The 25,686-nt window shown below is 41.1% G+C and carries 23 protein-coding genes; 18 read left to right on the top strand and 5 right to left on the bottom strand.

Annotated features, from left to right (window positions below; translation table 11 throughout):
• The first annotated feature begins 2 nt into the window (after positions 1 to 2).
• The gene (locus HUW48_RS15830; RefSeq protein WP_182411875.1) at positions 3 to 848 is read left to right on the top strand and encodes a 4-hydroxy-3-methylbut-2-enyl diphosphate reductase; all 846 of its coding nucleotides are present in this window, start codon (positions 3 to 5) and stop codon (positions 846 to 848) included.
• A gap of 23 nt (positions 849 to 871) precedes the next feature.
• Positions 872 to 1,552 (top strand): fatty acid desaturase, encoded by a 681-nt coding sequence (locus tag HUW48_RS15825; RefSeq protein WP_182411874.1) that lies wholly within the window; start codon positions 872 to 874, stop codon positions 1,550 to 1,552.
• 229 nt (positions 1,553 to 1,781) lie between these two features.
• Here HUW48_RS15825 and HUW48_RS15820 read toward each other — a convergent pair whose 3' ends face one another.
• A complete protein-coding gene (locus tag HUW48_RS15820) occupies positions 1,782 to 2,162 on the bottom strand; it encodes a hypothetical protein (RefSeq protein ID WP_182411873.1) in 381 nt (126 codons plus the stop codon).
• Between the two features lie 332 nt (positions 2,163 to 2,494).
• On the opposite strand from HUW48_RS15820, the gene mraZ reads away from it, so the two are divergent.
• The 13 genes from mraZ to ftsZ all read left to right on the top strand — a co-directional run bounded on the left by mraZ (position 2,495) and on the right by ftsZ (position 18,119).
• Positions 2,495 to 2,962: a division/cell wall cluster transcriptional repressor MraZ gene (mraZ, locus tag HUW48_RS15815; RefSeq protein ID WP_182411872.1), complete on the top strand. Its 468-nt coding sequence runs from the start codon at positions 2,495 to 2,497 to the stop codon at positions 2,960 to 2,962.
• A complete protein-coding gene (gene rsmH, locus HUW48_RS15810) occupies positions 2,962 to 3,867 on the top strand; it encodes a 16S rRNA (cytosine(1402)-N(4))-methyltransferase RsmH (RefSeq protein WP_182411871.1) in 906 nt (301 codons plus the stop codon). The genes mraZ and rsmH overlap by 1 nt, the downstream gene beginning before the upstream one ends.
• A gap of 105 nt (positions 3,868 to 3,972) precedes the next feature.
• Positions 3,973 to 4,407, top strand: a complete 435-nt coding sequence (locus HUW48_RS15805) for an FtsL-like putative cell division protein (RefSeq protein WP_182411870.1) — start codon at positions 3,973 to 3,975, stop codon at positions 4,405 to 4,407.
• The gene (locus HUW48_RS15800; protein ID WP_182411869.1) at positions 4,391 to 6,487 is read left to right on the top strand and encodes a penicillin-binding protein; all 2,097 of its coding nucleotides are present in this window, start codon (positions 4,391 to 4,393) and stop codon (positions 6,485 to 6,487) included. Before HUW48_RS15805 ends, HUW48_RS15800 begins: the two co-directional genes overlap by 17 nt.
• On the top strand, positions 6,487 to 7,950 hold the full coding sequence (locus tag HUW48_RS15795; RefSeq protein ID WP_182411868.1) for a UDP-N-acetylmuramoyl-L-alanyl-D-glutamate--2,6-diaminopimelate ligase: 1,464 nt from the start codon (positions 6,487 to 6,489) through the stop codon (positions 7,948 to 7,950). Before HUW48_RS15800 ends, HUW48_RS15795 begins: the two co-directional genes overlap by 1 nt.
• 101 nt (positions 7,951 to 8,051) lie before the next feature.
• Positions 8,052 to 9,269, top strand: a complete 1,218-nt coding sequence (gene mraY / locus HUW48_RS15790; RefSeq protein WP_182411867.1) for a phospho-N-acetylmuramoyl-pentapeptide-transferase — start codon at positions 8,052 to 8,054, stop codon at positions 9,267 to 9,269.
• A 91-nt stretch (positions 9,270 to 9,360) separates the two neighbouring features.
• Positions 9,361 to 10,710: a UDP-N-acetylmuramoyl-L-alanine--D-glutamate ligase gene (gene murD, locus HUW48_RS15785; RefSeq protein ID WP_182411866.1), complete on the top strand. Its 1,350-nt coding sequence runs from the start codon at positions 9,361 to 9,363 to the stop codon at positions 10,708 to 10,710.
• An 82-nt stretch (positions 10,711 to 10,792) separates the two neighbouring features.
• Complete coding sequence (locus tag HUW48_RS15780; RefSeq protein WP_182411865.1) at positions 10,793 to 11,968, top strand: FtsW/RodA/SpoVE family cell cycle protein; 1,176 nt, start codon at positions 10,793 to 10,795, stop codon at positions 11,966 to 11,968.
• The gene (gene murG, locus HUW48_RS15775; protein ID WP_182411864.1) at positions 11,958 to 13,067 is read left to right on the top strand and encodes an undecaprenyldiphospho-muramoylpentapeptide beta-N-acetylglucosaminyltransferase; all 1,110 of its coding nucleotides are present in this window, start codon (positions 11,958 to 11,960) and stop codon (positions 13,065 to 13,067) included. The genes HUW48_RS15780 and murG overlap by 11 nt, the downstream gene beginning before the upstream one ends.
• A complete protein-coding gene (gene murC / locus HUW48_RS15770) occupies positions 13,064 to 14,476 on the top strand; it encodes a UDP-N-acetylmuramate--L-alanine ligase (protein ID WP_182411863.1) in 1,413 nt (470 codons plus the stop codon). Before murG ends, murC begins: the two co-directional genes overlap by 4 nt.
• Before the next feature lie 61 nt (positions 14,477 to 14,537).
• Positions 14,538 to 15,227, top strand: coding sequence for a cell division protein FtsQ/DivIB (locus tag HUW48_RS15765; RefSeq protein ID WP_246343500.1), 690 nt, complete (start codon positions 14,538 to 14,540; stop codon positions 15,225 to 15,227).
• Between the two features lie 9 nt (positions 15,228 to 15,236).
• On the top strand, positions 15,237 to 16,562 hold the full coding sequence (gene ftsA, locus HUW48_RS15760; protein WP_182411861.1) for a cell division protein FtsA: 1,326 nt from the start codon (positions 15,237 to 15,239) through the stop codon (positions 16,560 to 16,562).
• Between the two features lie 24 nt (positions 16,563 to 16,586).
• Positions 16,587 to 18,119, top strand: a complete 1,533-nt coding sequence (gene ftsZ / locus HUW48_RS15755; protein ID WP_182411860.1) for a cell division protein FtsZ — start codon at positions 16,587 to 16,589, stop codon at positions 18,117 to 18,119.
• Between the two features lie 296 nt (positions 18,120 to 18,415).
• Here the strand turns inward: ftsZ and HUW48_RS15750 are convergent, their stop codons facing one another.
• A complete protein-coding gene (locus tag HUW48_RS15750; RefSeq protein ID WP_182411859.1) occupies positions 18,416 to 18,715 on the bottom strand; it encodes a sll1863 family stress response protein in 300 nt (99 codons plus the stop codon).
• 409 nt (positions 18,716 to 19,124) lie between these two features.
• On the opposite strand from HUW48_RS15750, the gene HUW48_RS15745 reads away from it, so the two are divergent.
• Complete coding sequence (locus tag HUW48_RS15745) at positions 19,125 to 20,699, top strand: amino acid permease (protein ID WP_182411858.1); 1,575 nt, start codon at positions 19,125 to 19,127, stop codon at positions 20,697 to 20,699.
• Positions 20,700 to 20,837: 138 nt separating this feature from the next.
• Here HUW48_RS15745 and HUW48_RS15740 read toward each other — a convergent pair whose 3' ends face one another.
• Complete coding sequence (locus HUW48_RS15740; protein ID WP_182411857.1) at positions 20,838 to 21,197, bottom strand: hypothetical protein; 360 nt, start codon at positions 21,195 to 21,197, stop codon at positions 20,838 to 20,840.
• A 278-nt stretch (positions 21,198 to 21,475) separates the two neighbouring features.
• Here HUW48_RS15740 and HUW48_RS15735 point away from each other — a divergent pair, with 278 nt between their 5' ends.
• Positions 21,476 to 21,892, top strand: a complete 417-nt coding sequence (locus HUW48_RS15735; RefSeq protein ID WP_182411856.1) for an organic hydroperoxide resistance protein — start codon at positions 21,476 to 21,478, stop codon at positions 21,890 to 21,892.
• A gap of 81 nt (positions 21,893 to 21,973) precedes the next feature.
• Here HUW48_RS15735 and sucC read toward each other — a convergent pair whose 3' ends face one another.
• A complete protein-coding gene (gene sucC / locus HUW48_RS15730) occupies positions 21,974 to 23,164 on the bottom strand; it encodes an ADP-forming succinate--CoA ligase subunit beta (protein ID WP_182411855.1) in 1,191 nt (396 codons plus the stop codon).
• Between the two features lie 92 nt (positions 23,165 to 23,256).
• The gene (locus HUW48_RS15725; RefSeq protein WP_246343498.1) at positions 23,257 to 24,297 is read right to left on the bottom strand and encodes a glycoside hydrolase family 113; all 1,041 of its coding nucleotides are present in this window, start codon (positions 24,295 to 24,297) and stop codon (positions 23,257 to 23,259) included.
• A 275-nt stretch (positions 24,298 to 24,572) separates the two neighbouring features.
• On the opposite strand from HUW48_RS15725, the gene HUW48_RS15720 reads away from it, so the two are divergent.
• A complete protein-coding gene (locus HUW48_RS15720) occupies positions 24,573 to 25,226 on the top strand; it encodes an ABC transporter ATP-binding protein (RefSeq protein WP_182411853.1) in 654 nt (217 codons plus the stop codon).
• Positions 25,227 to 25,686 lie beyond the last annotated feature (460 nt).

The following is a 25,686-nucleotide window of genomic DNA, read 5'->3' as shown; positions in this document are numbered from 1 at the left end:
ACATGTTACAACTGCGCGTTCATATCGATCCTAATTCCGGTTTTTGTTTCGGGGTAATATACGCCATTCAAATGGCCGAAGATATTCTCGACGAGCAAGGTTATTTATACTGTTTAGGTGATATTGTGCATAATGATGAAGAAATCCAGCGTTTGGAGAAGCGTGGTTTACGCATTATTGATCACGCGCAATTAAAGCAACTCCAAAACGAACACGTACTCATCCGGGCGCACGGTGAACCGCCCTCTACTTACCAAATCGCTTTAGAAAATAACCTGAATTTAATAGATGCTTCGTGTCCAGTAGTTCTTAAGTTGCAAAACCGCATTAAGACTTCTTATGATAAAAAAGAAAAGATTTTTATCTATGGTAAACACGGCCATGCCGAAGTATTAGGATTACTCGGTCAAACAAACAACGATGCTGTAGTTTTCGAAAATGTAGAGGAACTGTTGCAACACGAACTGCCCGCTAACATAACATTGTACAGCCAAACTACTAAAAGCACCGATAATTTCTATAAAATTAAGAACCTACTTCAAACCAAAGGCTATCAGGTAAACGCTAATGATACCATTTGCCGGCAGGTAAGTAACCGTGACCAGGACTTGCGTAAATTTGCCGCAAAGTTTGATAAAATTGTTTTTGTTTCGGGTACCAAATCTTCTAACGGGAAAGTGCTGTACCAAGTCTGCAAAGACACGAACCCTAATACCTATTTTATATCTAAGGTAGAGGACTTACAACCGGAGTGGTTTCAGTCGCAGGAGTCGGTGGGAATTTGTGGGGCTACCTCTACCCCAATGTGGCTAATGGAAGAAGTGCAACAAGCATTGCTTGCATATTAATTATTTGAAGTAAGTCAGTAACTATGCCTTTAATTCAAAAGCACCGCGGCGTTTTCATTGCATTCGCTATTATTACCCTTTGGTTTACTTGCTTATCCTTTTTACTACAGCAAACGGTAAACTGGGCTTCTCCTTTAACTTATTTTTTTATTCTGGTGCAAATGCATTTATACACGGGCTTGTTTATTACCGCTCATGATGCGATGCACGGGGTAGTTTCCCGGAATAAAAAAGTAAACCAATTAGTGGGAGTGAGTACGGCTGGATTATTTGCGTATAATAACTATTTCCGGCTTTTGCCCCGTCATCATGCCCACCATCGCCACGTAGCCACCGATCAGGACCCGGATTATCATGGCGGTAATTTTTTTGCCTGGTATTATTCTTTCCTGAAACAATATATTACTTGGCCGCAACTTTTGCTCATGGCTGTAACCTTTAACTTTTTAAAGTTGATTTTTCCGGTCGAAAATGTAGTTTTGTATTGGATGCTTCCCGCTATTTTGGCAACATTTCAATTGTTTTACTTTGGCACCTATTTACCGCACCGGGGCGAGCACGAACCTGATAATAAACATAAATCCGGCACTCAGGCAAAAAATCACGTATGGGCTTTTTTAAGTTGTTATTTTTTTGGTTACCACTACGAGCACCACGACAAGCCGTATTTACCCTGGTGGCAATTATATAAAGTTAAATCCTGAATTGCGGATTTGCGCGGATTAACAGGATTGTGCGGATTTTTATTGGCGCATTTAGTAAAATTTTAATACCTGAAGATACCACAATTTTAAAATTTTAAGTTTAATCAAAACAGAAGAGCCATTACGCATATAACGTAATGGCTCTTCTGTTTTGATTTTAGTAAATAACTTCAATTAACTCTTGCAGAAATAAAGAAATCCGCGCAATCCTGTTAATCCGCGATTCGAACTAGTAACTCAGTGGCGAAAATTGGGAAGAACTGGAATGAACCACAGCATATAAAGAGCCTTCCGGTAAAGCTATATTTCCTTCAAAAGCTACTTCTCTGGAAATCGGAAACAAGACCGGTAATTTAATAAAGGATGGCTTTTCAGTTACCGGAGATTGCTTATAACATTGCTTCGGTGCTGTAATACATTGTTCTTTCTTTATTTTTGCTTTTGTTTTTACTGCTTTTTTGTCCTGTAATTTAGGGCCACAGGTAGCATCGTGTGCTTTTACTGACGGAGAATCGGATTGAACTTGTGCTGAATTAGCAAAGCTCAGCGAGTTAAACAAAATTTCAAAAACAAGGCTTAGCCAAAAGCCATGTAACACCAGCTTTTTCATAGACTAAATTTAGGAAATTTCTTCTACTTTCTCCCACCTCTACTTAGCCTACGCAATACCTTCTTGTGGCTGCTTGAACTCTTGTTTTGCAAATGGTTTCTAATGAAGCAATTAAGATTTTTAAAGGCATGATTTAGTAAAAATATGCTTGTTTAAGCTAAAAAACGCGATTTTAAAAGTGGAAGGAGAACTATGTGGATAATGTGTATAAGTGGTGGGGAAAACCATAATTTATCCACAAAGTGGTAAAAAGTGGTAGAACGTGGTTGACAAATTTTTTGGATTGCGTACATTTGTTTACCTGAGAATTACATAAAACTTAGGTATACTCTATGAACTTTCTCTCCGGTGAATACGAGTGCAAGCTAGATCCTAAGGGGAGGTTGGTTTTACCCGCCAAGATAAAAGCCAACCTACCAGAGGAATCAGGCAATCACGTGGTATTAACCCGGGGGTTTGAGCCTTGCCTGGTTTTGTATCCAAAGCAGGAATGGAAAAAGATTTACGACCGGGTAGCAGGGTTGAATGAGTTTAACGAGGAATACCGGCATTTTCAAAGGAATTTTTTTCGGGGAAATACCGAGATAGAACTCGATAATACCGGAAGGTTTATTCTGCCGCGCACTATGGTACGGTACGCAGAGATTGATAAAGATTCAATAATAGTAGGTCTGGGTAACCGGGTAGAAATCTGGAATCCAGATAAATACGAGGATTTCCTGATTAAAGATCAGGAGAATTTCTCGCAGTTGGCACAAAAATTTTTAGGCGATCAGCCCTTAAATCCAGTAGTTGAATAATGGCATACCATGTTCCTGTTTTATTGCCGGAATCAGTAGAAGCCCTGGATTTAAAGCCTGGTGGTACTTATATGGATGTTACCTTCGGAGGCGGTGGCCATTCCGAATACATTATAAATAAATTAACCGGAGGCGCCCGGTTATATAGCTTTGATCAGGATACGGACGCGGAGAAGCAAGCGCAGCGGATAACAGATCCGGCTTTTACATTCGTGAAAGCTAATTTTCGTTATCTGAAAAAATACTTACGGTTGTATGGAGTAAAAGAGGTAGATGGCATTCTGGCCGATCTGGGGGTTTCATCGCACCAGTTTAACGTGCCAGAGCGCGGTTTTTCTACTCGGTTTGATGGTCCCTTGGATATGCGCATGGACCCTGAGGCTGCTTTGTCGGCGCAGGAAGTTTTAACAACTTATTCCGAAGAAGACCTGCACCGGATTTTTGGGATGTATGGGGAGGTAAAAAACGCCCGAACCTTAGCCCGGCAAATTGTGCAGGCTCGGGGTGTTCAGGCCATTGAAACAATTGCTGATTTTAAAAAGGTAATTGGTAGTTTAATTCCGCGAGGAAAAGAAAATAAATACCTGGCACAGGTATTTCAGGCTTTACGCATTGAAGTAAACGATGAATTAAAAGCGCTGGAAGAAATGCTGGAACAAACCGTAGAGGTGTTAAAACCCGGTGGTCGATTAGTAGTAATTTCTTATCACTCGCTGGAAGACAGATTAGTAAAAAATTTTATCGCGAAAGGTAAGTTCTTTGGCGAAGTAGAAAAAGATTTATTTGGCAACGAATTAAAGCCACTCGAATCAGTAATCCGCAAACCCATTATACCCAGCGAAAAAGAGTTGCAGGAAAACAATCGTTCGCGGAGTGCCCGATTGCGGGTAGCCAGGAAATTATGAGTTAAAAGTTAAAAGTTATGAGTTAAAAGTTGGGAGGTGTGCTGGCAAGGACACGAAAAATAGAAGACGTAAAACCTAAAACATATAACTTAAAACGTAGAAAGCATGGCCTATAACACAGTTAAGGAAAGACCACCGGTAAAACCTAAAGCCAATACCCTAAAGGCGGTGCCGATGCCTGCCCCAGTAGAAGTACCCCGGCAAAAGGGTACCAGCTTATTTCATCTTCTGGATCGCTATACCAAAGTGGATAGTATTTTTCGGGATGGATTACCGGTAAAATACTTGCCTTACGTGTTGTATATTATGGCTATTACGCTGTTTTACATAGGCAATACCCATTACGCCGAGAAAACCATCCGGAAAATTGATCGCACCAAAAGCGAAACCGAAGATTTCCGGGCCGATTATACCACACTTAAGTCCGACTACATGGAAGCCAGCAAGCAGAGCGAAGTGGCTCGTAAAGTAGCTCCGGCCGGCATTGTAGAAAGTTCATCACCACCTTATCAGATTGAAGTAGATGGGGAAGAATATTAAAAAATCAATTGTTACCCGCGTGCGGGTAGCTTTCTTGTTTGTATGTTTTTTTGCGGGCGCTATTATCTACAAAGTAGTTCGCATCCAGTATTTTGAAGGAACCAAGTGGCGCCAGATTGCCAAAGAGAGCCGCATTATTTATCAGCCGGTTTATGCTACCCGGGGCAATATTTATTCAGATAACGAAAGTATTTTAGCTACTTCCTTACCTTTTTACCGCGTCGCTTTTGATGCAACTATTTGCGACGACAAGGTTTTTAATAAAGGCATTGATTCGCTGGCCTTACTATTATCCCGGTTTTACCAGGATAAATCACCCGAAGGATACCGCCGGAAAATAAAAAACGCCCGTGCCGAGCAACGGCGCTATCTGCGTTTGCATCCGCGCCAGATTAACTATCAGGAAAAGAAAATGATGGCTTCCTGGCCTATATTCCGGGCCGGTAAGAACAAAGGCGGGGTAATTTTTGAAAAAGTAGATAAGCGTTTCCGGCCCTTTGGCTCCTTGGCCCAGCGGACCATTGGCCGTATGACCGAAGACGGCAACGGCTCGGGCTTAGAGTTTACCTATAACCGCCAACTAGCTGGGAAAGACGGAGAAGCTTTGTTCGAACGGATGGCGGGCGGAAATAAGCCGATTTACGATGGTACCGAAATTAAGCCTTTACCCGGTTACGATATTAAAACTACCATTGATATTAACCTGCAGGACGTAGCCGAAAACGCGCTTTATAAGGCATTAGTCTTAAATAATGCCCAATATGGCTGTGTAATTTTAATGGAAGTGAAAACCGGCGCTATTAAAGCCATTGCTAATTTAGGAAAAGCCAGCGAAGGGGTTTACGTTGAAAATTACAACTATGCCGTGGGTGACCATGGTCGAACCGAGCCGGGTTCAACCTTTAAACTCGCTTCCATGATGGCCCTCTTCGAAGATACTAATCTTACTCCTGAGGATACAGTGGATACCGGTCATGGCCGTCAGGTATTTGGTGGGGTAAGTATGGGAGAGGCCCACGGTGGTGGTTACGGTAAAATCTCTATTTCCCAAGTCTTTGAAAAATCTTCTAACGTAGGCACGGCCAAACTCGTTGAAACACACTTTGGCAAAAAGCCCGAGAAATACATTGAGTACTTGCAGCAATTCGGCATCGATAAACCACTTGGTTTCCAGATGCACGGAGAAGCTAAACCGTTTATTCGTACAACTACCGACCGGGGCTGGAGCCGTTCAACCTTATCCCGGATGGCTATTGGTTACGGATTAAAAATTTCACCTTTACAAACTTTGGCTTTTTACAATGCTGTGGCGAACAACGGCATTAAAGTAAAACCCATGATTGTAAAAGAAATCCGGAAAGCTGATGCAGTAGTAGATTCTTTTCAAGCGGAAACTTTAGGTCGCATTTGCTCTGAAGAAACAGCTAAAAAATTGCAATCTATTATGGAAGCCGTAGTGGAAAAAGGTACCGGTAAACAAGTAAAAAATTTAAATTACAAAGTGGCGGGTAAAACAGGTACCTCCTGGAAAACAAAAAACGGGCAGTATATTAAAGATTATTCCACTTCTTTTGCGGGTTATTTCCCGGCGGATAATCCGAAATATTCCTGCATTATTATTATTGATACCCCTAAAAAAGGCCGCATTTACGGAGGCGATGTTGCCGCTCCGGTATTCCGGGAATTAGCCGATAAAGCTTACGTTCGCGATTTAGCCATTCACAAACCTTTTGCGGCGCTCATTATGCCGGATAAACGCACCTTGCCGCCGGTAAAAGCCGGTCAGCAAGAAGAATTAACCTTAATTTGTAACCGAATTGGTATCAGCAGCCATCCTTTAGCTGACCAGGAGTGGATTAAAGCCGATTCGCAGGCGCATTCTTACGTTTGGAAACCGGTGCCGTTACAAGTAGGCCGGGTGCCCGATGTGAGTGGCATGACCTTACGCGATGCTTTGTTTTTACTCGGCAATCAAGGGTTAAAAGTAAAAAAAGTAGGAATGGGGAGAGTACAGAAACAATCATTAGATCCAGGTTCTCCTATTCAGAAAGGAAGTATCATCACACTAACGTTGAGTTAATGCCATTTTTAGAAAATATACTAGCACCTGTTTCCGTCGTTCGGCTTATTGGCCCGAGCGACGTTGCTATTCAGGGGCTTACCTTTGATTCGCGGCAGGCAACTTCCGGCAAAGCATTCTTTGCTATCCGGGGAGTGCAGGCCGACGGACACGCTTTTATTTTTAAAGCCATTGAAGCGGGTTGTTCCGTAATTATTTGTGAAATCCTACCAGAGGGATTAAGCTCGCAGGTTACGTACGTGCAGGTAAATGATTCTGCGGAAGCGTTGGCTTTAATGGCGGCTGGTTTTTACGATCATCCATCTAAAAAGTTAAAGTTAGTAGGAGTAACTGGCACCAACGGTAAAACTACTTGTGTTACTTTATTGCATAAGTTGTTCCGGGAATTAGGCTATAATGCCGGAATGCTATCCACGGTACAAAATCAGATTAACGAAACTGTTTTACCTGCTTCTCATACTACACCCGATGCCATTACTTTAAACGCTTTGTTGCAGCAAATGGTAGAAGCTGGCTGTACCCATTGCTTTATGGAAGTAAGTTCACACGCTCTGGTGCAGCATCGGGTAACCGGATTAACCTTTGCGGGTGGCATTTTTACTAATATTACCCACGATCACCTCGATTATCATAAAACCTTCGACGAATACATTCGGGCAAAAAAGCTATTTTTTGACATGCTGCCCGCTAAAGCGTTTGCGCTAGTAAATGCCGATGATAAACGGGGGGCCGTTATGTTGCAAAATACCAAAGCCAGTACGCACGAGTATGCGTTACGCAAAGCTACGGAGTTTAAAGCCCGAATTGTAGATAACTCTATCCAAGGGTTGCATTTAGAAATTGACGGTAATGAAATTTGGTTTAAGTTAATCGGTACTTTTAACGCTTATAACATTCTGGCCGTTTATGGCGCGGCAGTTTTACTCGGCGAAGATACACACGAAGTTTTAACTGTTTTATCTAGTCTTACTTCGGCTGCCGGACGGTTTGATTACGTGGTTTCTGATTCTAATATTACCGGTATTGTGGATTACGCCCATACACCCGATGCATTGGAAAACGTTCTGCAAACCATTCAGCAAATCCGTACTCCGTCGCAGCAAATTATTACCGTAGTAGGTTGCGGCGGTAATCGCGATGCCACCAAGCGACCTATTATGGCCGACATTGCCTGCAAATTGAGCGACCGGGTTGTTTTAACCTCCGATAATCCACGCTTTGAAGATCCGCAAGAAATTTTAAACCAGATGCAGCAAGGCGTGAAACCAGTTGATTTTAAAAAAACCTTATCCATCGTGGACCGCAAGGAAGCTATTAAAACGGCTTGCGCCTTGGCTGAGCGGGGGGATATTATTTTAGTAGCCGGTAAAGGACACGAGACTTACCAGGAAGTTAAAGGAGTGAAGTACGATTTTGACGACAAAAAAATAGTAAAAACCATGTTTGCCCTAATGGGAAAGTAAAAAATAGATTGTTAAATGGCTGGACAGTTGAATGGTTAGGATAGAAGTTTGATTTTATTCACCGCAATTAAACAATTTAACAATCCAATAAAGAAGAATTAATGCTCTACTATCTTTTTAATTTTTTAGACAAAAAGTTCGATTTTATCGGCGCCGGGGTGTTTCAATACATATCCTTTCGGGCGGGTATGGCGGCGCTGGTATCTTTATTAATCGCCATGATTTTTGGCGGTAAATTGATTAAAGTTTTGCAGCGGCGTCAGGTAGGCGAAAGTATTCGTGATTTAGGTTTATCCGGCCAAATGGAAAAGAAAGGAACGCCTACGATGGGCGGCCTTATTATTTTGCTGGCCATTTTGGTTCCAACTTTACTTTTTGCCCGTTTGGCCAACGTGTATGTTATTTTAATGATTATTACTACGGTTTGGCTAGGTATCATTGGCTTTCTGGATGATTACATTAAAGTATTTCGGAAGAATAAAGAAGGTTTAGCCGGTAGATTTAAAGTGATCGGTCAAATTGGTATTGGGTTAATTGTAGGTTGTGTACTCTTTTTTAACGACGATGTAGTGGTTCGGCAATACATCACCGATACTGGTAGCACGGCAGTCGATGCTTCGTCGCGTTTTAAAGATGTACGGCAAATGATTACTACCATCCCGTTTGCTAAAAATAATGAACTCGACTATTATCAGCTTTTTTCGTTTGCTAGTCCGGTTTTTGGCTCCTATGCCCGTTTTTTATACATATTGTTGGTAATAGTAATTATTACGGCTGTTTCTAACGGGGCCAATATTACCGACGGGATTGATGGTTTAGCGGCTGGTACATCGGCTATCATTGGTATTACGTTGGCTGTTTTTGCCTGGGTTTCCGGTAACTCTTTCTTTGCCGATTACCTGGATATTATGTTCTTACCTAACTCCGGAGAATTAGTAATTTTTTGTACTGCCTTTGTGGGTGCATGCGTGGGGTTTTTGTGGTATAATTCGTACCCGGCACAAGTATTTATGGGCGATACGGGTAGTTTATCTATCGGTGGAATTATTGCCGTTTTAGCGTTAATCCTGCGCAAAGAACTTTTAATTCCCATTCTATGCGGAATTTTCTTGGTCGAAAATTTATCGGTGATGGTGCAGGTAAGTTATTTTAAATACACCAAGCGAAAATACGGAGAAGGTCGGCGAATTTTTAAAATGTCGCCTTTACATCACCATTACCAGAAATTAGGTTACCAAGAAGCAAAAATTGTTTCCCGATTTTGGATTGTCGGGATTATGCTGGCCATACTAACGTTGGTAACGCTGAAGCTGCGCTAGAGTAAGAAATCTAAGTGCTTATGAAATGTAGGTGATTGGCTGATGAGTGATCAACAAAAAGGTAGATACACTAAAATTTAATTTTAACAAAATGATAGCAATACTTGGAGCGGGGGAAAGTGGAGTAGGAGCGGCCTTATTGGCGAAAGCCAAAGGTTTAGATGTATTTGTGTCGGATTCCGGGGAGATAAAACCAGTTTACCAGCAAAAATTGCAAGCGGCTGATATTCCATTTGAGTCAGGCACGCACGATTCTCTACGTATTTTAGCAGCGAGCGAAATTATTAAAAGCCCGGGTATTCCGGATAAAGCGGCTTTAATTCAGCAAGCCAAAGCGAATAACATTCCTGTTATTTCAGAAATTGAATTTGCCAGTAGGTATTCGAATGCCAAATTTATTTGCATTACGGGCACAAACGGTAAAACTACCACTACGCTACTAACCTATCATTTGCTCAAAAGTGCGGGTTTAAATGTTGGTTTAGCCGGCAATATAGGGGAGAGTTTAGCCGAAAAAGTAATTATTGATGAGTACGACTACTACGTGGTGGAGCTAAGCAGTTTTCAATTAGACGGCATGTTCCAGTTTAAAGCGCACATTGGCATTTTATTAAACATTACCCCCGACCATCTGGACAGGTACGAATACAGCATGGCCAAGTACGCGCAATCGAAGCTTCGCATTAACCAGAACATGACGCCGGCCGATTATTTTATTTACAATACCGATGATAAATTAATTAACGAGTATTTTGATTCAGCAGCATTTAAAGGGCAGTTAATTCCTTTTTCGATTGAAAACCAATGGCAAGCAAAAGCTTATTATTCGAATTCTAAGCTGATAACTAACTATAACAGTACGGAAGAACATATAGATACCAGTTCCTCTGTTCTGATTGGTAAACATAATCAATACAACACCGCCGCGGCCGTACTTGCTGCCAAGTTAACCGGTGTTTCTTCTGAGAATATCTCTCAGGCTTTAGTTACTTTTAAAAATGCCGACCACCGGTTACAAACCGTGGGCGAAGCAAACGGAGTATGTTACATCAACGATTCGAAAGCCACCAATGTAGAAGCGGTCTGGTATGCTTTGGATGGTATTACCCAACCTATTGTTTGGATTGCGGGAGGAGTAGATAAAGGCAATGATTATACCACCCTACACGCCTTAGCTAAAGAAAAAATCAAAGCTCTTATTTGTCTGGGAGTAGATAATAAGAAATTATTTGAATCTTTTACCGGAGTTATTCCGGTTATTGACGAAACCCAATCCATGGAAGAAGCGATTCAAAAGTCTAATACTTTAGCCCAATCCGGGGAGGTTGTTTTGCTTTCCCCGGCCTGCGCCAGTTTTGATTTATTTAATAATTACGAACACCGCGGCCGCCGTTTTGCCGAAGCTGTAGAGCAAATAGTTTTGGCACCATTGAAGCAGTAAAGTTAAAAAGCAGGAGTAATTTCAGAAGTAAATTTTAAAAATAATACCATAGGCAGTGGTCTATGGATAATTAACGAATAGTATGATGCAGGTAAAACTCTGGTTACGCGAAAATTTAAAGGGTGATCCAATTTTGTGGGGTATCGTAATAGCTTTTTCCCTGATTAGTATTGCGGTGGTTTACTCCGCTACGGGTACTTTGGCATATAAAAAAATGTCGGGTAACACGGAGTATTTTTTGTTTAAGCATACCAGCTTAATACTGGTTGGTTTGGCTTTTATGTGGTTTGCGCATAAAATTAACTACCGCTACTACTCCAGGCTATCGTTGCTGGCCCTGTGTTTATCGGCTCCTTTGCTCATGTTTACTTTCCTCTACGGTTCCAATATTAACGAAGCGTCGCGTTGGTTGACTATCCCCATAATAAACCAAACTTTTCAGCCTTCGGATTTAGCTAAATTGGCTTTAATCTCACACTTGGCCAGTATGCTGTCTAAGCGGCAACACGTAACCACCGATGTGAAAAGTACCCTTATTCCAATAATGTTCTGGTGCGGCAGCATCTGCGGATTAATTGCTTTAACCAATGCTTCTACGGCTACCCTTTTATTTATTACTTGTTTGCTGCTCATGTTTATTGGTCGGGTTCCAATGAAACACATTGCCATGGTACTGGTAATTGGTGGAGTTTTGGGAGTAACTGCTTTAGCTTTAGGCCAAAGAATGAAAACGGTAATTAGCCGGGTAGAAAATTTTACCAATACCGAATCTCCGGTTTTTCAATTAGAGCAATCTTATATTGCCATTGCAACTGGTGGGCCATTCGGTAAAGGACCCGGTAACTCCGATCAGCGTAACTTTTTGCCGCACCCGTATTCCGATTTTATTTACGCGATTATAATTGAAGAGTACGGTTTGCTGGGTGGCGTAATAATTTTGTTTTTATATCTGGCTTTTCTGTACCGAGGGCTAGTTACGGTAAACAAAAGTTTTGGTGCTTTCGGGGGCTTGCTCTCGGCGGGGTTGTGTTTTAGCTTGGTACTGCAAGCAATGGTAAACATGGGAGTAGCCGTGGGATTAGGTCCGGTTACAGGTTTGCCTTTGCCTTTACTAAGTATGGGTGGTACCTCTTTAATTTTCACGGGTATATCCATCGGTATTATTTTAAGCGTTAGCCGCACCGAAGCCGAGCAGGCGCCCAGTGGCAATATATTATCGGGTAATATTTCGAAAAGAGCAGTTGTACATGCAGAATAAACAACCTTACCGGATAATTATTAGCGGCGGTGGCACGGGCGGACATATTTATCCAGCAGTAGCCATTGCTAATCAGTTAAAGGTACGGCAACCCGAAGCAGAAATCTTGTTTGTGGGGGCTAAGGGCCGAATGGAAATGACCCGGGTGCCCGAAGCTGGCTATAAGATTATTGGTTTAACTATAGCCGGTTTGCAGCGTCGCCTGACTCTTAAAAACCTGACTTTTCCCTTTAAAGTAATTTCCAGCGTCCGGACGGCCAGGAAAATAGTAAAAGACTTTAAGCCCGATGCCGTAGTAGGAGTGGGCGGTTACGCCAGCGCTCCGGTATTGTTTGCCGCTACTTCCTTAGGTGTTCCTAGTTTAATCCAGGAACAAAATTCCTACGCCGGTATCACGAATAAACTACTCGGCAAGCGCGTAGATAAAATTTGCGTGGCCTACGAGGGAATGTCAGCCTTTTTTCCGGCAGAAAAATTAGTGCTTACGGGTAACCCAGTGCGCCAGGATATTGTAGGTAGCCAGAATAAACGAGAAGAAGCATTAACTTTTTTCAATTTAAAACCCGGAAAGCCTACTATATTAGTAATTGGCGGCAGCTTAGGAGCGCGTACTATTAACGAAAGTACGGCTGCCCACCTGGCGCAAATAAAAGAAAAAGGTTACCAGTTACTTTGGCAAACAGGCAAACCTTATTACCCTACAGCCAGCGAACAAACCGCCTTGTTGATAGATACTGGAATAAAAAGTTTTGATTTTATTCAACGGATGGACTTAGCGTATGCTGCTGCCGATATTGTTATTTCCAGAGCGGGAGCTTTATCTATTTCAGAACTGTGTTTGGTTAGTAAACCGGCTATTTTAGTGCCTTCGCCTAACGTAGCAGAAGATCATCAAACGCAAAATGCCCTTTCTTTAGTAAATCGGCAAGCGGCTTTATTGGTAAAGGATGTGGATGCGGCTACTAATTTGTACCCAGCTGCCTTTAGCTTGTTAGCGGATAAAGCAAAGCAAGCTCAATTAAGCGCAAATATTCAGAAATTAGGAAAACCAGATGCTGCAGAAAATATTGTAGATCAATTAATTAGTTTGCTAAAGTGAGGACGGATAAGTATAAATATATTTACTTTTTAGGTATTGGTGGCATTGGTATGAGCGCCATTGCCCGTTATTTTAACGCCAAAGGTTTACCTGTTTGGGGCTACGATAAAACCCCCACTCCATTAACGCAAGCCTTAACAGAAGAAGGTATTCAGATCCATTTTGAAGATAATATAAATTTGATACCGGAAGAAGTAAAACAAAACCAGGAACAAACCTTAGTAGTTCTTACACCTGCCATTCCTGCCGACCATCGCGAGTGGCAATACCTACGGGAGAATGGATTTGAAATTAAAAAGCGATCTGAAGTTTTAGGCATTATTACCGCCAATGCTTTTACCATTGCAGTGGCCGGAACCCACGGCAAAACCACTACATCTTCCATGATTGCGCATTTGCTACACCACGCAGGCGTTAATTGTTCGGCTTTTTTAGGAGGGATTTCGGTTAATCTAAATTCTAACTTGCTTTTAGGAAAAGACGAAGATGGTCGCGAAATAATAGTGGTGGAAGCTGATGAATATGATCGTTCGTTCCTGCGCTTATTTCCGGATATTGCCATTGTTACGTCCACGGATGCCGATCATTTAGATATTTACGGCGACAAAGAAGAGCTTATTCACTCCTTTCAGGAATTTATTGGTCAGATAAAACCAAAAGGTTCCCTGCTGTTAAACACGAAGTCCGACAGTAGAGTTACAGCTAAAATAGAGTCTTCCGTTAAGGTCTTGAATTACGGATTGGAGCGGGCAGAAATTAATGCCGGAACCATTTCTATCGAGGAACACCGTTTTAAATTTAATGTTGTTACACCTACCGGAGTTTTGCCGGGATTGGAGCTAGCGGTTCCTGGTTTCCATAATGTTGAAAATGCTTTAGCGGCTTGCGTTACGGCTCAATTAATGCGTGTGCCATCGCACCAGATTCGAGCTGGGGTAGCGGCTTACCGGGGAGTAAAGCGGCGTTTTGAATTTGTGGCCGAAACGCAGGATCATATTTACATTGATGATTACGCGCACCACCCAAGCGAAATCAATGCCTTTGTTTCTTCTTTGAAGGCATTGTTCCCGGATAAAAAAATCAAGCTTATTTTTCAGCCGCATTTATTTACCCGAACCCGCGATTTTGCCGATGAATTTGCCCAAAGTTTAAGCCAGGTAAATGAAGTGGAATTACTTGAAATTTACCCGGCCCGGGAGAAACCAATACCCGGAGTAACAGCCGAAATGCTGTTGAACCGTATTTCCGGGCCTAAAAAAAGTCTCTTGTCCAAGCAGGAAGTATTGGACAAAATAGAGAACCATCCTGACTTTGACGTAGTGGCTACCGTGGGAGCCGGCGATATAGATACTCTGGTTCAGCCAATTAAGAACATCTTAGAAAAGAAAAAAAATGTTTCAGAAGCGTAAGATTATATCTATAATTTTTGCATCTTGTTGCATCCTACTACTCGCTTTTTTGGGGGTATTTGTGGCGCAGAGACAAGCTCAAAAAGCTGTTCGAAAAGTTTCAGTGTCCATTGATAATGAGTATAATAACTATTTTATTAGTGAGCGGGAAGTAAAAAATATTCTTACGAATGATGGTGAGAAGGTTTTAGAAGGTTCAAAAATCACAGATATCGGTTTAAAAAACCTTGAATTGCGGATTAAATCGCATAAATTTGTGCGGGAAGCACAGGTATATCGTGATTTAGCCGGTAACTTAAACATTAAAATTAAACAAAACAGGCCTATAGCCAGATTAGTACACGACAATTCAGAAGAGGACGTCTATATTGATGATGAAGGTAATGTTTTACCTTTATCAGAAAGATTTACCGCACGGGTGATCCCTATTACCAGATCCTTGTTTCGGCCGGCGCAAACTCGGTCCTTTTACCAGGATTCATTAGGCCGGGCATATTTGGACTTGCTGAAGTTTATCGAAAAAGATGCTTTCTGGAAAGCGCAGTTAGCGGAAATGCAGATTGATGCCAAAGGTAAAGTAATTTTCATGCCTCAGGTAGGTACTCAGGTTATTGAATTTGGCAAGCCAGATGAAGTGGAACAGAAATTTAAAAAGTTGTTGGTTGTTTACAAAAAAGTACTTCCCGCTATGGGTTGGGACAGGTACAAACGGGTAAACCTGGAGTTTCATGATCAGATCATTTGTGAATAAAATATAGATATGCAAAACGACAAAATTGTAGTAGGCTTGGATATCGGGACAACCAAAATTTGTGCCTTGGTTGGCCGGAAAAACGAGTTCGGTAAGTTAGAAATTTTAGGAATGGGAAAAGCGGTTTCGGAAGGAGTTGTTCGCGGCATTGTGAGCAATATCGATAAAACCGTGGATGCTATCCGCAAAGCTATCCGGCAGGCAGAAGAACAATCCGGAATAAACATTGGCGTAGTAAATGTAGGTATTGCCGGGCAGCACATTAAGAGCTTGCAGCACAACGGCAGCATTACCCGGGCTACTTCGGATAATGAAATTACCGTAGAAGATGTAAACCGCCTGACCAACGACATGTACCGGTTGGTAACACCGCCAGGAAGCGAAATTATTCACGTAATGCCGCAAGATTACAAAGTGGATTACGAAGAAGGCATTGTGGATCCGGTAGGAATGTCGGGAGTTCGCTTAGAGGGAAATTTCCACATCATAACCGCGCAGTCTAACGCCATTAACAACATTAACAAATGCGTTACCCGGGCTGGCTTGGAAATCGACAATTTGATTTTGGAACCGCTGGCATCGTGTATGTCCGTGTTAAGCGAAGAAGAAAAAGATGCGGGCGTAGCTTTGGTTGATATTGGAGGTGGAACCACTGACCTGGCCATTTTCAAAGACAATATTATCCGGCATGCCGCAGTTTTACCTTTCGGTGGCAATATAGTAACCACCGATATTAAGCAAGGCTGCATGGTTATGCAAAACCAAGCCGAGCAATTAAAAGTACGGTTTGGTAAAGCCATTGCCGACGAAGCATCCGATAACGAGATTGTTTCTATACCGGGCTTACGCGACCGTACCCCGAAAGAGATCTCCATTAAAAACCTTGCTTATATAATTGAGGCAAGAATGGAAGAGATTATTGAACTTGTTTATTCAGAAATTGTTAGAAGCGGATATGCGAATAGTCTGGCTGCTGGCATTGTAATAACCGGTGGAGGTTCGCAGTTACAGAACTTAGTACAGTTAGTAGAATACTTAACCGGCCTGGATGCCCGTATTGGCTACCCAAATGAGCATCTAGGTAAAAGTAAAATCGATGCTGTAAAAAGTCCGATGTACGCTACCACTGTTGGGTTAGTATTAGCTGGTTATCAAGCTTTGGATGAACGCTTAAATCGTTATACTGAAATTGCCGCCCGTACTTCCGAAAACCGGGTAAACGAACGAGTAGCAAAACCTGCTACTGCTTCGGGTGGTAGTGACTTTTTTAGAAAAATAATAGACCGTACAAAAGGTTTATTAATCGACGATTTTGACGATAAGCAAAATTATTAAGAATTTAGTAAAGGAGAGTTATATATGAGTTTTTCATCCTATAAGTTTGATATACCTACGCAAAGCAAATCTATCATTAAAGTTATTGGTGTTGGTGGAGGAGGTAGTAATGCAGTAAACCACATGTGTGGTCAGGGCATTAAAGATGTAGAATTTGTGGTATGTAATACCGACGCACAGGCTCTGAAAAGCAGCAATGTACCCAATAAATTGCAAATTGGCGTTGATTTAACCGAAGGTTTAGGCGCTGGAGCTAATCCGGAGCGCGGTAAGCAAGCGGCTATCGAAAGCCGTGAACAAATCCGGGAACTATTGGGTAATGATACTAAAATGGTATTTATTACGGCTGGTATGGGCGGTGGTACCGGTACGGGCGCAGCCCCTGTAATTGCGAAAATTGCAAAAGAACTCGATATACTAACGGTTGGTATTGTTACTGCTCCTTTTATATTTGAAGGTAAGAAGAAACGGGACGCTGCCGAAAGAGGAATTAAAGACCTGAGCGAAAATTGTGATACGGTTTTAGTAATTCTGAATGACAAACTACGGGAAATTTTTGGCAATTTGCCTATCCGGCAGGCTTTTGCAAAGGCGGATAATGTTTTAACTACTGCTGCCAAAAGTATTGCCGAAATTATTACTGTTACCTCCGAAGTAAACGTAGACTTTGAAGATGTAAAAACAGTAATGAAAGATTCAGGCGCGGCCGTAATGGGATCTGCTACTACCGAAGGAGAAAACCGGGCTTTGCGGGCTGCCGAAGAAGCTTTATCGTCGCCATTATTGAATAACACCGACATTCACGGAGCGCAAAAGATATTGCTTTCTATCATGTCAGGCGATCAGGCTGAACTGGAAATGGACGAATTGACCGAAATAACGGAATATATCCAGGAAAAAGCCGGAGAAGAAGCGGAAGTAATTTTCGGACACGGGATTGATCCGGAATTAGGTCAAAGCATTCGGGTAACGGTAATTGCTACTGGTTTTGCCCGTGAAGCAGTAACTATTAATACCGGTCAGGTAAAAAAAAACACTTACCCGGAAACTGACCCCCAAATCAACATTTTCGATACCGATCGGAGTGTAGTTGTTAAAGAAGAGGCGGAACCTGCTCGTCCGGCTGCTCCTGTAAGAGTACCTGTACAGGACGCTTCGCCAACTCCAATTCCGGTTCCTGTTTCTACGCCCGCTCCAGCACCGGTGCCAACGCGGGTACCAGCAGAGCCGGCTAAAATTGTTTTTGATTTAGAATCGCAACACGAAGTTTTTACTCCCGAAGAAACAGGTGATGTGGTTACAAATACACCAGCCGAAGAGGAGTTAAATAATTTGCAGCAAAAATCACTGGAACGCCGCGAACGTTTGCGTCGGTTAAGCAGTGAAATTACGAATGAAGCTATTAAAGAAAAGTTAGAAGTTCCTGCTTACTTGCGTCGGAATGTTGCCCTGGAGAATGTACCCCATTCTTCTAACCGTAATATTTCCCGCTTTAATTTAAGTGATGATAACGATATTCTGGGTGATAACAAGTTTCTGCATGATAATGTAGATTAAACTTTCGCCTAAAAAACAGAAAAGCCGAATATATACTACATATTCGGCTTTTCTGTTTTGTGGGCTTTATCCTAATTCAAAAATTAAATGGACATAGGTCTACTGAGCTTAAACCCAGTAGTTTTGAAACCTACCGGGTTTGCTTCTTTAAAACTTATGTGGTATTTACTAAATCCTAGTTGGTATTATCGATGAGGTTTATTTACTCTATACTTTAGCTTATGAGTGCATATAAAGTTACCATAAGCCAATCTTTCAAACTGGTTTAGTTAATTGTTTAAAAAAATAAATTTTAGCTAATCAAGCATATTCCGGATTTCATCTTTCAGGTTTTGTAAACCGTTTTTAATGTCCGTCCAAGTGTTAGAAGTTTCGTCTTGGGTAGCCTCTAATTTTTGCGCCAGTAAAGCGCGTTTTTTCTCTAACCCAGCTATATGCTCATGATAAGTATGATTTGAATCAGCGGTGGTAGCGTGGGCCCGGCCTTGTAAAATTTTAATTTTATTATCTAATTCCTCTAAACTTTGTTGAATTTCTGCCCGGCTCAAGTTCGCTGGCGCTCGCATGTTTTCTGGTTTTAACGGGTAATGATCCATAGTAAGTATTTGTTGATGTAAGGTGAATTTACAATGTTGTGTATATACTAGTGTTACCGGTTTTTACTTAAATAAAATAAAAAAGATATACCTTAGTAAAAATTGTTAAATCTTATTTTTAACAGTTCACCTGAATTAAGAGCCACTTGGGGCAATTTTAGAAGTTCAGCCAGTTAATACAATTTATCTTATTTAGTTTGTATAGTTTACGTGATTAAAGGTGGTAAGATTAAAATGTTTTAGGCTGCCTGTTCAACAAATTGCAAAATTTACTTAATTTAAGGGCGTATTATTGTTAAATTTTAATGCTTAAGATATTATTCAGTTAACGGACTAGTTTTTAATTATATCTGGCAAGGGCACTACATTTTTACTAAAACTTTAAGGTTTCAAAATTTAAGACAAACGAATGGCATCTAATTTATTTGCAAAAAAATCAATCACTAAATTAATTCAGGAGTCGGAAGGTGGTGGCGGCGATGGTCATTCGCATACCCTTAAACGTACTTTATCGGCTACTAATTTAATTTTATTGGGCATTGGAGCCATTATTGGAACAGGTATTTTTGTTCTTACCGGGAGTGCGGCCGCACAATTTGCCGGGCCGGGCTTAGTTGTTTCCTTTATTGTGGCGGGTATTGCCTGCGCCTTTGCAGGTTTGTGTTACGCCGAATTTGCGTCTATGATTCCGATTGCCGGGTCTGCATATACGTATGGTTATGCCACTTTAGGAGAATTAATTGCCTGGATTATAGGGTGGGATTTAATTCTGGAATATATGTTTGGCGCAGCTACTGTGGCCGTTGGTTGGAGTGGTTACGTAGTGAGTTTTCTCCGGGATTTAAATATTAATATTGCGCCCGAATGGTGGAATGCTCCCGGAATTTCTTTAATTCAAGACCCTAAAACCAGTGCCTGGTTACAGGTTACAGATCAGCTCACACATCAATATGCATCTCAAGGCATTGACATTGCTTCATTACCCCATGCTACGGGTGTATTTAACTTTGTAGCCGCCAGTGCTATTATTTTAATAACCATTATTCTGATTATTGGGATTCAGGAATCAGCTCGCTTTAATAATTTAATAGTATTTATGAAGTTGTTTGTGGTACTGGCTTTTATTTTGGCTGGTGGATATTATTTGCTTCGTAATCCGGAAGTAGCTGCTCAAAACTGGACACCTTTTATACCTGACAACACCGGCGAGTTTGGCCATTATGGCTGGAGTGGTATTATGCGGGCAGCGGGGGTTATTTTCTTTGCCTATATTGGTTTTGATGCCGTTAGCACGGCTGCTCAGGAAGCTAAAAACCCGCAACGCGACATGCCTATTGGTATTTTAGGGTCATTAGTAATTTGTACCATTCTGTATATTTTAGTGTCGGGTATTTTAACAGGATTAGTAGATTACCGTCAATTAAACGTAGCAGAACCTATCGCTATTGGTATCGAAGTTACCGGTTATACTGTGTTGCGGGATTTAATTAAAATTGGAGCAATAGCTGGCTTAAGTTCGGTAATGCTGGTAATGTTGTTGGGGCAGCCGCGTATTTTCTATTCTATGTCGCGCGATGGTCTTATTCCACCTTTGTTCGGGAAGGTGCATCCAAAATATCAAACACCTTACGTTAGCTCTATTTTGATTGGGATAGTTTGTGCAATTACTGCCGGTGCTTTACCAATTGCTCAGTTAGGAGAGATGACTTCAATTGGTACTTTACTGGCCTTTGTTATTGTTTGCGGTGGAGTTTGGTACATGCGGGTACATGAACCAGAGCGTGCCCGACCATTCCGGACGCCATGGGTGCCTTTAGTGCCAATATTAGGTATGTTGGTTTGCTTTGCCATGATGGCCAGTTTAAATATTCATACCTGGTACCGGCTAATAGGTTGGCTAGTTATTGGGTTAGTTGTTTATTTCTTTTACAGCCGTAAGCACAGTAAATTAAATAAAACACCAGTAGTGCACAGCGGTAAATAAATTAACTTAAATGTTTAGTAAAAAGAGAAGGCTTAACTAAGGCTTCTCTTTTTTATTTGTATTCATAAAGAAAATTTAGCTTAATTTTAATCAATATAGGGTTTAATGCTTGTTAAAATGGCTTTTATACTCTTGTTATTAATAAGCTAATTCGCCTTCAACTCCTTTGTAAGAACCGGCAATTGCTTTTACTAATTCAACTCCTTTGTCGGTTAAGGTGCCGTTCTCGTCGCTTAAATTCGCTTCAGCTAATTGACTTAATCCGGTAGTTCCAATCATATTACGGTTTTTAAATACAATATCGCGGAATAGAGTTGTTATTTCATGATTGCCCGCCCCATTTACGCGCACCGGATTAATTAATTTTAATATTGTTTTTATTGTTTCTAATATAGCCGGACGATCCTGAAGTTGGTGGCGATTGGTAATTTCCTGCTCGAAGGAAGTTTCATTAAACGATTCTTCTTGCGGAATTAATTTTAAGGCTTCTATACTCATCGTTTTAAGTTTAGATAAATAAGATAAGGTTGTTTGTTCGTTTTGCTTTATACCAGATAAAAGTAAAATAGTTCTTATAGCTACTGGTTTTTCCTGTATTTGCTTACGTTACCTCCGCTAAAAAATTGCTTTAAAAAGCTAAATACTCTTGGTTTACAAAATAAAATTTAAAAATAAGAACACCGTTTCTTAACAAAACTTTTAAAAATCTGTTAAATAAACTCTTTAAACTTATTAAGTAAACCATTAAGAATTATTTTTCAATTAAAACTAGAACTATGAAAACCTTGTATACTGCCGAAGTAACGGCTACCGGAGGTCGCAGCGGCCACGTAAAATCATCGGATGGAATTATTGATCTGGAAGTAAATGTGCCGGAAGGATTAGGAGGCAAAAAGGGAAGTAGTAATCCAGAGCAATTGTTTGCAGCGGGCTATGCTTCTTGTTTTCAGAGCGCCGTTTTGTTGGTGGCAGGCAAGCAAAATATTCGCTTAGACCGAGAATCTACCGTTACTGCTCACGTAAGCTTATTACAAGTAGACAACGAGAAGTATGGGTTAGGCGTTAAATTAGTAGTAGATTTAAAAGGCATAGATCACGAGCAGGCAGTTGAGATAGTAAATAAAGCCCATGAGGTGTGTCCGTATTCGGTAGGTACCCGGGGTAACATTGACGTACAACTGGAAGTAGTGTAGAATAGCTTAATACCTATAAAACAAAAGGCCACCTCGAAAGAAGTGGCCTTATTATACAAAGGTTTTAGAAGTGAATGAAAATTAAGCCAATACTTCTTTTACGCGCTGAGCGGCATCTTTTAACAAAACGGCAGAGTAAACTTTTAAACCAGATTCATCTATAATGCGGGCGCCTTCTTCGGCATTAGTGCCTTGTAAGCGCACAATAATCGGAACCTGAATATCGCCAATGTTTTTGTAGGCTTCTACTACTCCGTTCGCTACGCGGTCGCAACGAACAATACCTCCAAAAATATTAATTAAAATAGCTTTTACGTTGGGATCTTTTAAAATAATCCGGAAACCAGCTTCTACGGTTTGGGCGTTTGCTCCACCTCCAACGTCCAGGAAGTTAGCCGGCTCACCACCCGATAGCTTAATAATATCCATAGTTGCCATAGCCAAACCCGCTCCGTTTACCATACAACCTACGTTACCATCTAACTTAACGTAATTTAAGTTACTGGCACTAGCTTCTACTTCTAGAGGATCTTCTTCGTTAAAGTCGCGCAGGTCTTCAAAAGCCCGATGGCGGTAAAGGGCATTATCGTCTAGGTTTACTTTGGCATCTACCGCCAATATTTTATTATCCGACGTTTTTAAAACCGGGTTAATTTCAAACTGCGAAGCATCGGTATCTAAATATGCCTTATAAAGCGCGGTAATAAACTTTACCATTTCTTTAAAGGCTTCTCCTTCCAGACCAAAAGCAAAAGCAACTTTACGTGCCTGGAAAGCTTGTAAACCTACGGCCGGATCAATCCATTCTTTAATAATTTTTTCCGGATGGGTTTCAGCTACTTCTTCAATATCCATCCCGCCTTCGGTGCTGGCCATAATTACATTCTGACCTTTTGCCCGATCGAGTAAGATACTCATGTAAAATTCCTTTGGCTCAGTAGGCCCCGGATAGTAAACATCCTGAGCAATTAATATTTTATGTACTACTTTACCTTCCGGGCCCGTTTGGGGGGTTACCAGAGTCATACCTAATATTTGCGAAGCAAGCTCGCGTACCTGATCCAGGTTTTTGGCCACTTTAACTCCGCCGCCTTTACCGCGTCCACCCGCATGAATTTGGGCTTTAACAACATGCCAACCGGTACCGGTTTCGGCCGTCAGGCGTTTAGCGGCTTCTACGGCTTGGTCGGGGTTGCGGGCAATAATGCCTTCCTGTACCCGTACACCATAACTTTTTAAAATTTCTTTTCCCTGATATTCGTGTATGTTCATGTTAGGAGCATTTCGTATGGCACGAAAGTAAACGATAATCTTATTATTTCAAATTTTTATTAGTTGATAGTCCATTGTCTATAGTCCATAGTCTATCGTCTATGGACTGATCCGTACCAGTCTGCTAAAATCTTTTCGGCGGGTTTGTGCTGGGGCGTAAAGTCGCGGTGGTCGCGGCCATTATCGCGGACTTGTGGGTACCATTTCCAGATAAAAGTACCGCCAAACCAAGGCTTTTGCCAAAGAGTCTGAAATAGAGCATCATAACATATGGCTTGGGTTTTAAGTGACTCATCTTGTTCGGATGTAATTCCTCTTTCCGGCCATTTCCAGGGTTCCACGGCAGCATCGGGGGTGCTTTTGTAGCCTACTTCCGTAAAAACTACCGGCTTTTGAAATTTACTAGCTATTTTTTCTAAATCACTTAAATATGGCTTCCAACCGGCCTGAAGCTCAGATAAAGTGGGATTATTTTTTTTGGTGAGCGGAAAGTAACCTTGTACCCCGATAAAGTCGAGCGCGTCCCAGAATTTTATTTTTTCGTATTCCAGGTACCAATTTGCCGCATAAGTAAGCTGACCATGGTAAACTTGCCGAATATCGTAAATCAACTGGCGCCATTCTTTTTCGCGGGTAATGGCTGGTTTCATTAACTCGGTACCAATACAAAGAGCTTCTATCTGGTTTTGTTCGGCTAAGCGGGCATAATGTAAAATAAATGCCGAATAATTTGTAAACCAGGCTTTCCAGTCAGCTTCGCTGGTCATTTCTATGTCTCCGATCCACTTATTTTGATCCCGATCTCTTAACCAAATATGGGGTTTTAGCAAAGTTTTTATGCCTGCTTCTTTCGCTAACCGCGTGGTGTGCATTAAACCCTGATCGCTTTCTCCCCAAAAGCTTTTACTTACGTGCGTATTAATGTTTAATTCCGGGGTGTTATACTTCTGCTGCCAGCCAAACGGCGTTTGCGCCATCCATTCTATATTTTGCTGTTTTAGGGCTACTATCTGATTTAAAGTTACCGAATCGCCGGCTACCCAATTTACTCCCCGGAAAGTAATTTTACTTTTAAATGCGGGAGTAGAGGTAACGTTTGGCTGTATCCGGAAACAGACAATAAGGACCATCATGCATAAAAAAATAAGCAGCAGCACGGGGAAAGATCTTCCAATAGCCATTTAATTTCAGGTATAATTAGTTGGGTAAGGTAAATTATTAAAAGTTAAGTTCATCCGCTAATTTTTCAAGGAAGAAACAGAAAGCGTATTTAATTAATTAAGTGAGTAAAATTTTTGAATAATTAAATCTTAATTTAAAACCTAGGCTTACTAATTTGTAAATAATGGTAACTTTTATCTAGATTTACCGATAACTACTCTTCGGAGACATTAAAATTTTAACCTTCTTGCTGCACGCTACAAATATTCATAAATCATACGGAGCTCTGCCCGTTCTGAAAGGTATTACGCTCCAGATTGCCAAAGGGGAGATTGTTTCGATTGTTGGTTCATCGGGAGCGGGTAAAAGCACTCTACTTCATATTTTAGGAACTTTAGATAATGCTGATCAAGGAGAAGTGTTTTTTAACGGAAATGCGGTAAATAAATACAAAAGTGTAGAATTGGCCCGGTTTCGTAATCAGCACATTGGGTTTATTTTCCAGTTTCATAATTTATTGCCGGAGTTTACTGCGGTGGAGAATGTGTGTTTACCTGGTTTTTTAGCTGGTCGCCCCGAGGAAGAAGTAACTACCCGCGCTAAAGAATTATTAAAAATGTTGAACTTGGGTCACCGGTTCGAGCATAAACCTTCGGAAATGTCGGGAGGGGAGCAGCAGCGCACTGCCGTTGCCCGCGCTTTAATAAATGCTCCGGAAATTATTTTTGCCGATGAACCCAGCGGTAATTTAGATTCGGAAAATGCCAGAGAACTCCACGAAATTTTCTTCCGCTTGCGCCGCGATTTGCACCAAACATTTGTTATCGTAACCCACAACGAGCATCTAGCCGAAATGGCCGACCGGAAATTAGTAATGAAAGATGGTTATCTTTTAAATTAAGAAATTGTTTCGTATTTCGATAAAAGCAAAGAATAAAATCTAGGGCATCTTCACTACCTATTATAATTCTTCACGGATTACTTTCCGGTGCAAACACCCAACTGGTACTTTTAATTGGCTCAATTTAAAACAGACTCTTATTTTAAATTGAGCCAATTAATCAATAATAATTAATTGGATAATAGTTCTTACCAGATTTTTAATGCTAAATAATTTAGTAAAATATTAATCTGGCATTTCTTATTTATCTTCAATAAAGCTCAACTAATATACTGCTACTTTCCCAGTTTCAATTACTTTGAGTTTCATTCAGGCACAAAGCACTTCTTTTGTTACTCAACTACTAAAATCTTCTGTTTGCCCTAAAACTGCATACCAAATAAACTTGGAGCTTTAATTTAAAACAATTGGCTAAACCTAGGTATGCTATAAGAAAGGAAAACTATATTTTAAGTAATTA

The organism is Adhaeribacter radiodurans (assembly GCF_014075995.1).
GTDB lineage: Bacteria > Bacteroidota > Bacteroidia > Cytophagales > Hymenobacteraceae > Adhaeribacter > Adhaeribacter radiodurans.
Note: the sequence above shows the minus strand (reverse complement) of the source record. Positions and strands in the feature narration are given on the sequence as shown.

Bases quoted from the DNA above. Each gene is read 5' to 3' on its own strand.
- HUW48_RS15830 (WP_182411875.1), top strand. From the start codon at position 3: ATGTTACAACTGCGCGTTCATATCGATCCTAATTCCGGTTTTTGTTTC.
- HUW48_RS15825 (WP_182411874.1), top strand. From the start codon at position 872: ATGCCTTTAATTCAAAAGCACCGCGGCGTTTTCATTGCATTCGCTATT.
- HUW48_RS15820 (WP_182411873.1), bottom strand. From the start codon at position 2,162: ATGAAAAAGCTGGTGTTACATGGCTTTTGGCTAAGCCTTGTTTTTGAA.
- mraZ (WP_182411872.1), top strand. From the start codon at position 2,495: ATGAACTTTCTCTCCGGTGAATACGAGTGCAAGCTAGATCCTAAGGGG.
- rsmH (WP_182411871.1), top strand. From the start codon at position 2,962: ATGGCATACCATGTTCCTGTTTTATTGCCGGAATCAGTAGAAGCCCTG.
- HUW48_RS15805 (WP_182411870.1), top strand. From the start codon at position 3,973: ATGGCCTATAACACAGTTAAGGAAAGACCACCGGTAAAACCTAAAGCC.
- HUW48_RS15800 (WP_182411869.1), top strand. From the start codon at position 4,391: ATGGGGAAGAATATTAAAAAATCAATTGTTACCCGCGTGCGGGTAGCT.
- HUW48_RS15795 (WP_182411868.1), top strand. From the start codon at position 6,487: ATGCCATTTTTAGAAAATATACTAGCACCTGTTTCCGTCGTTCGGCTT.
- mraY (WP_182411867.1), top strand. From the start codon at position 8,052: ATGCTCTACTATCTTTTTAATTTTTTAGACAAAAAGTTCGATTTTATC.
- murD (WP_182411866.1), top strand. From the start codon at position 9,361: ATGATAGCAATACTTGGAGCGGGGGAAAGTGGAGTAGGAGCGGCCTTA.
- HUW48_RS15780 (WP_182411865.1), top strand. From the start codon at position 10,793: ATGATGCAGGTAAAACTCTGGTTACGCGAAAATTTAAAGGGTGATCCA.
- murG (WP_182411864.1), top strand. From the start codon at position 11,958: ATGCAGAATAAACAACCTTACCGGATAATTATTAGCGGCGGTGGCACG.
- ftsA (WP_182411861.1), top strand. From the start codon at position 15,237: ATGCAAAACGACAAAATTGTAGTAGGCTTGGATATCGGGACAACCAAA.
- ftsZ (WP_182411860.1), top strand. From the start codon at position 16,587: ATGAGTTTTTCATCCTATAAGTTTGATATACCTACGCAAAGCAAATCT.
- HUW48_RS15750 (WP_182411859.1), bottom strand. From the start codon at position 18,715: ATGGATCATTACCCGTTAAAACCAGAAAACATGCGAGCGCCAGCGAAC.
- HUW48_RS15745 (WP_182411858.1), top strand. From the start codon at position 19,125: ATGGCATCTAATTTATTTGCAAAAAAATCAATCACTAAATTAATTCAG.
- HUW48_RS15740 (WP_182411857.1), bottom strand. From the start codon at position 21,197: ATGAGTATAGAAGCCTTAAAATTAATTCCGCAAGAAGAATCGTTTAAT.
- HUW48_RS15735 (WP_182411856.1), top strand. From the start codon at position 21,476: ATGAAAACCTTGTATACTGCCGAAGTAACGGCTACCGGAGGTCGCAGC.
- sucC (WP_182411855.1), bottom strand. From the start codon at position 23,164: ATGAACATACACGAATATCAGGGAAAAGAAATTTTAAAAAGTTATGGT.
- HUW48_RS15725 (WP_246343498.1), bottom strand. From the start codon at position 24,297: ATGATGGTCCTTATTGTCTGTTTCCGGATACAGCCAAACGTTACCTCT.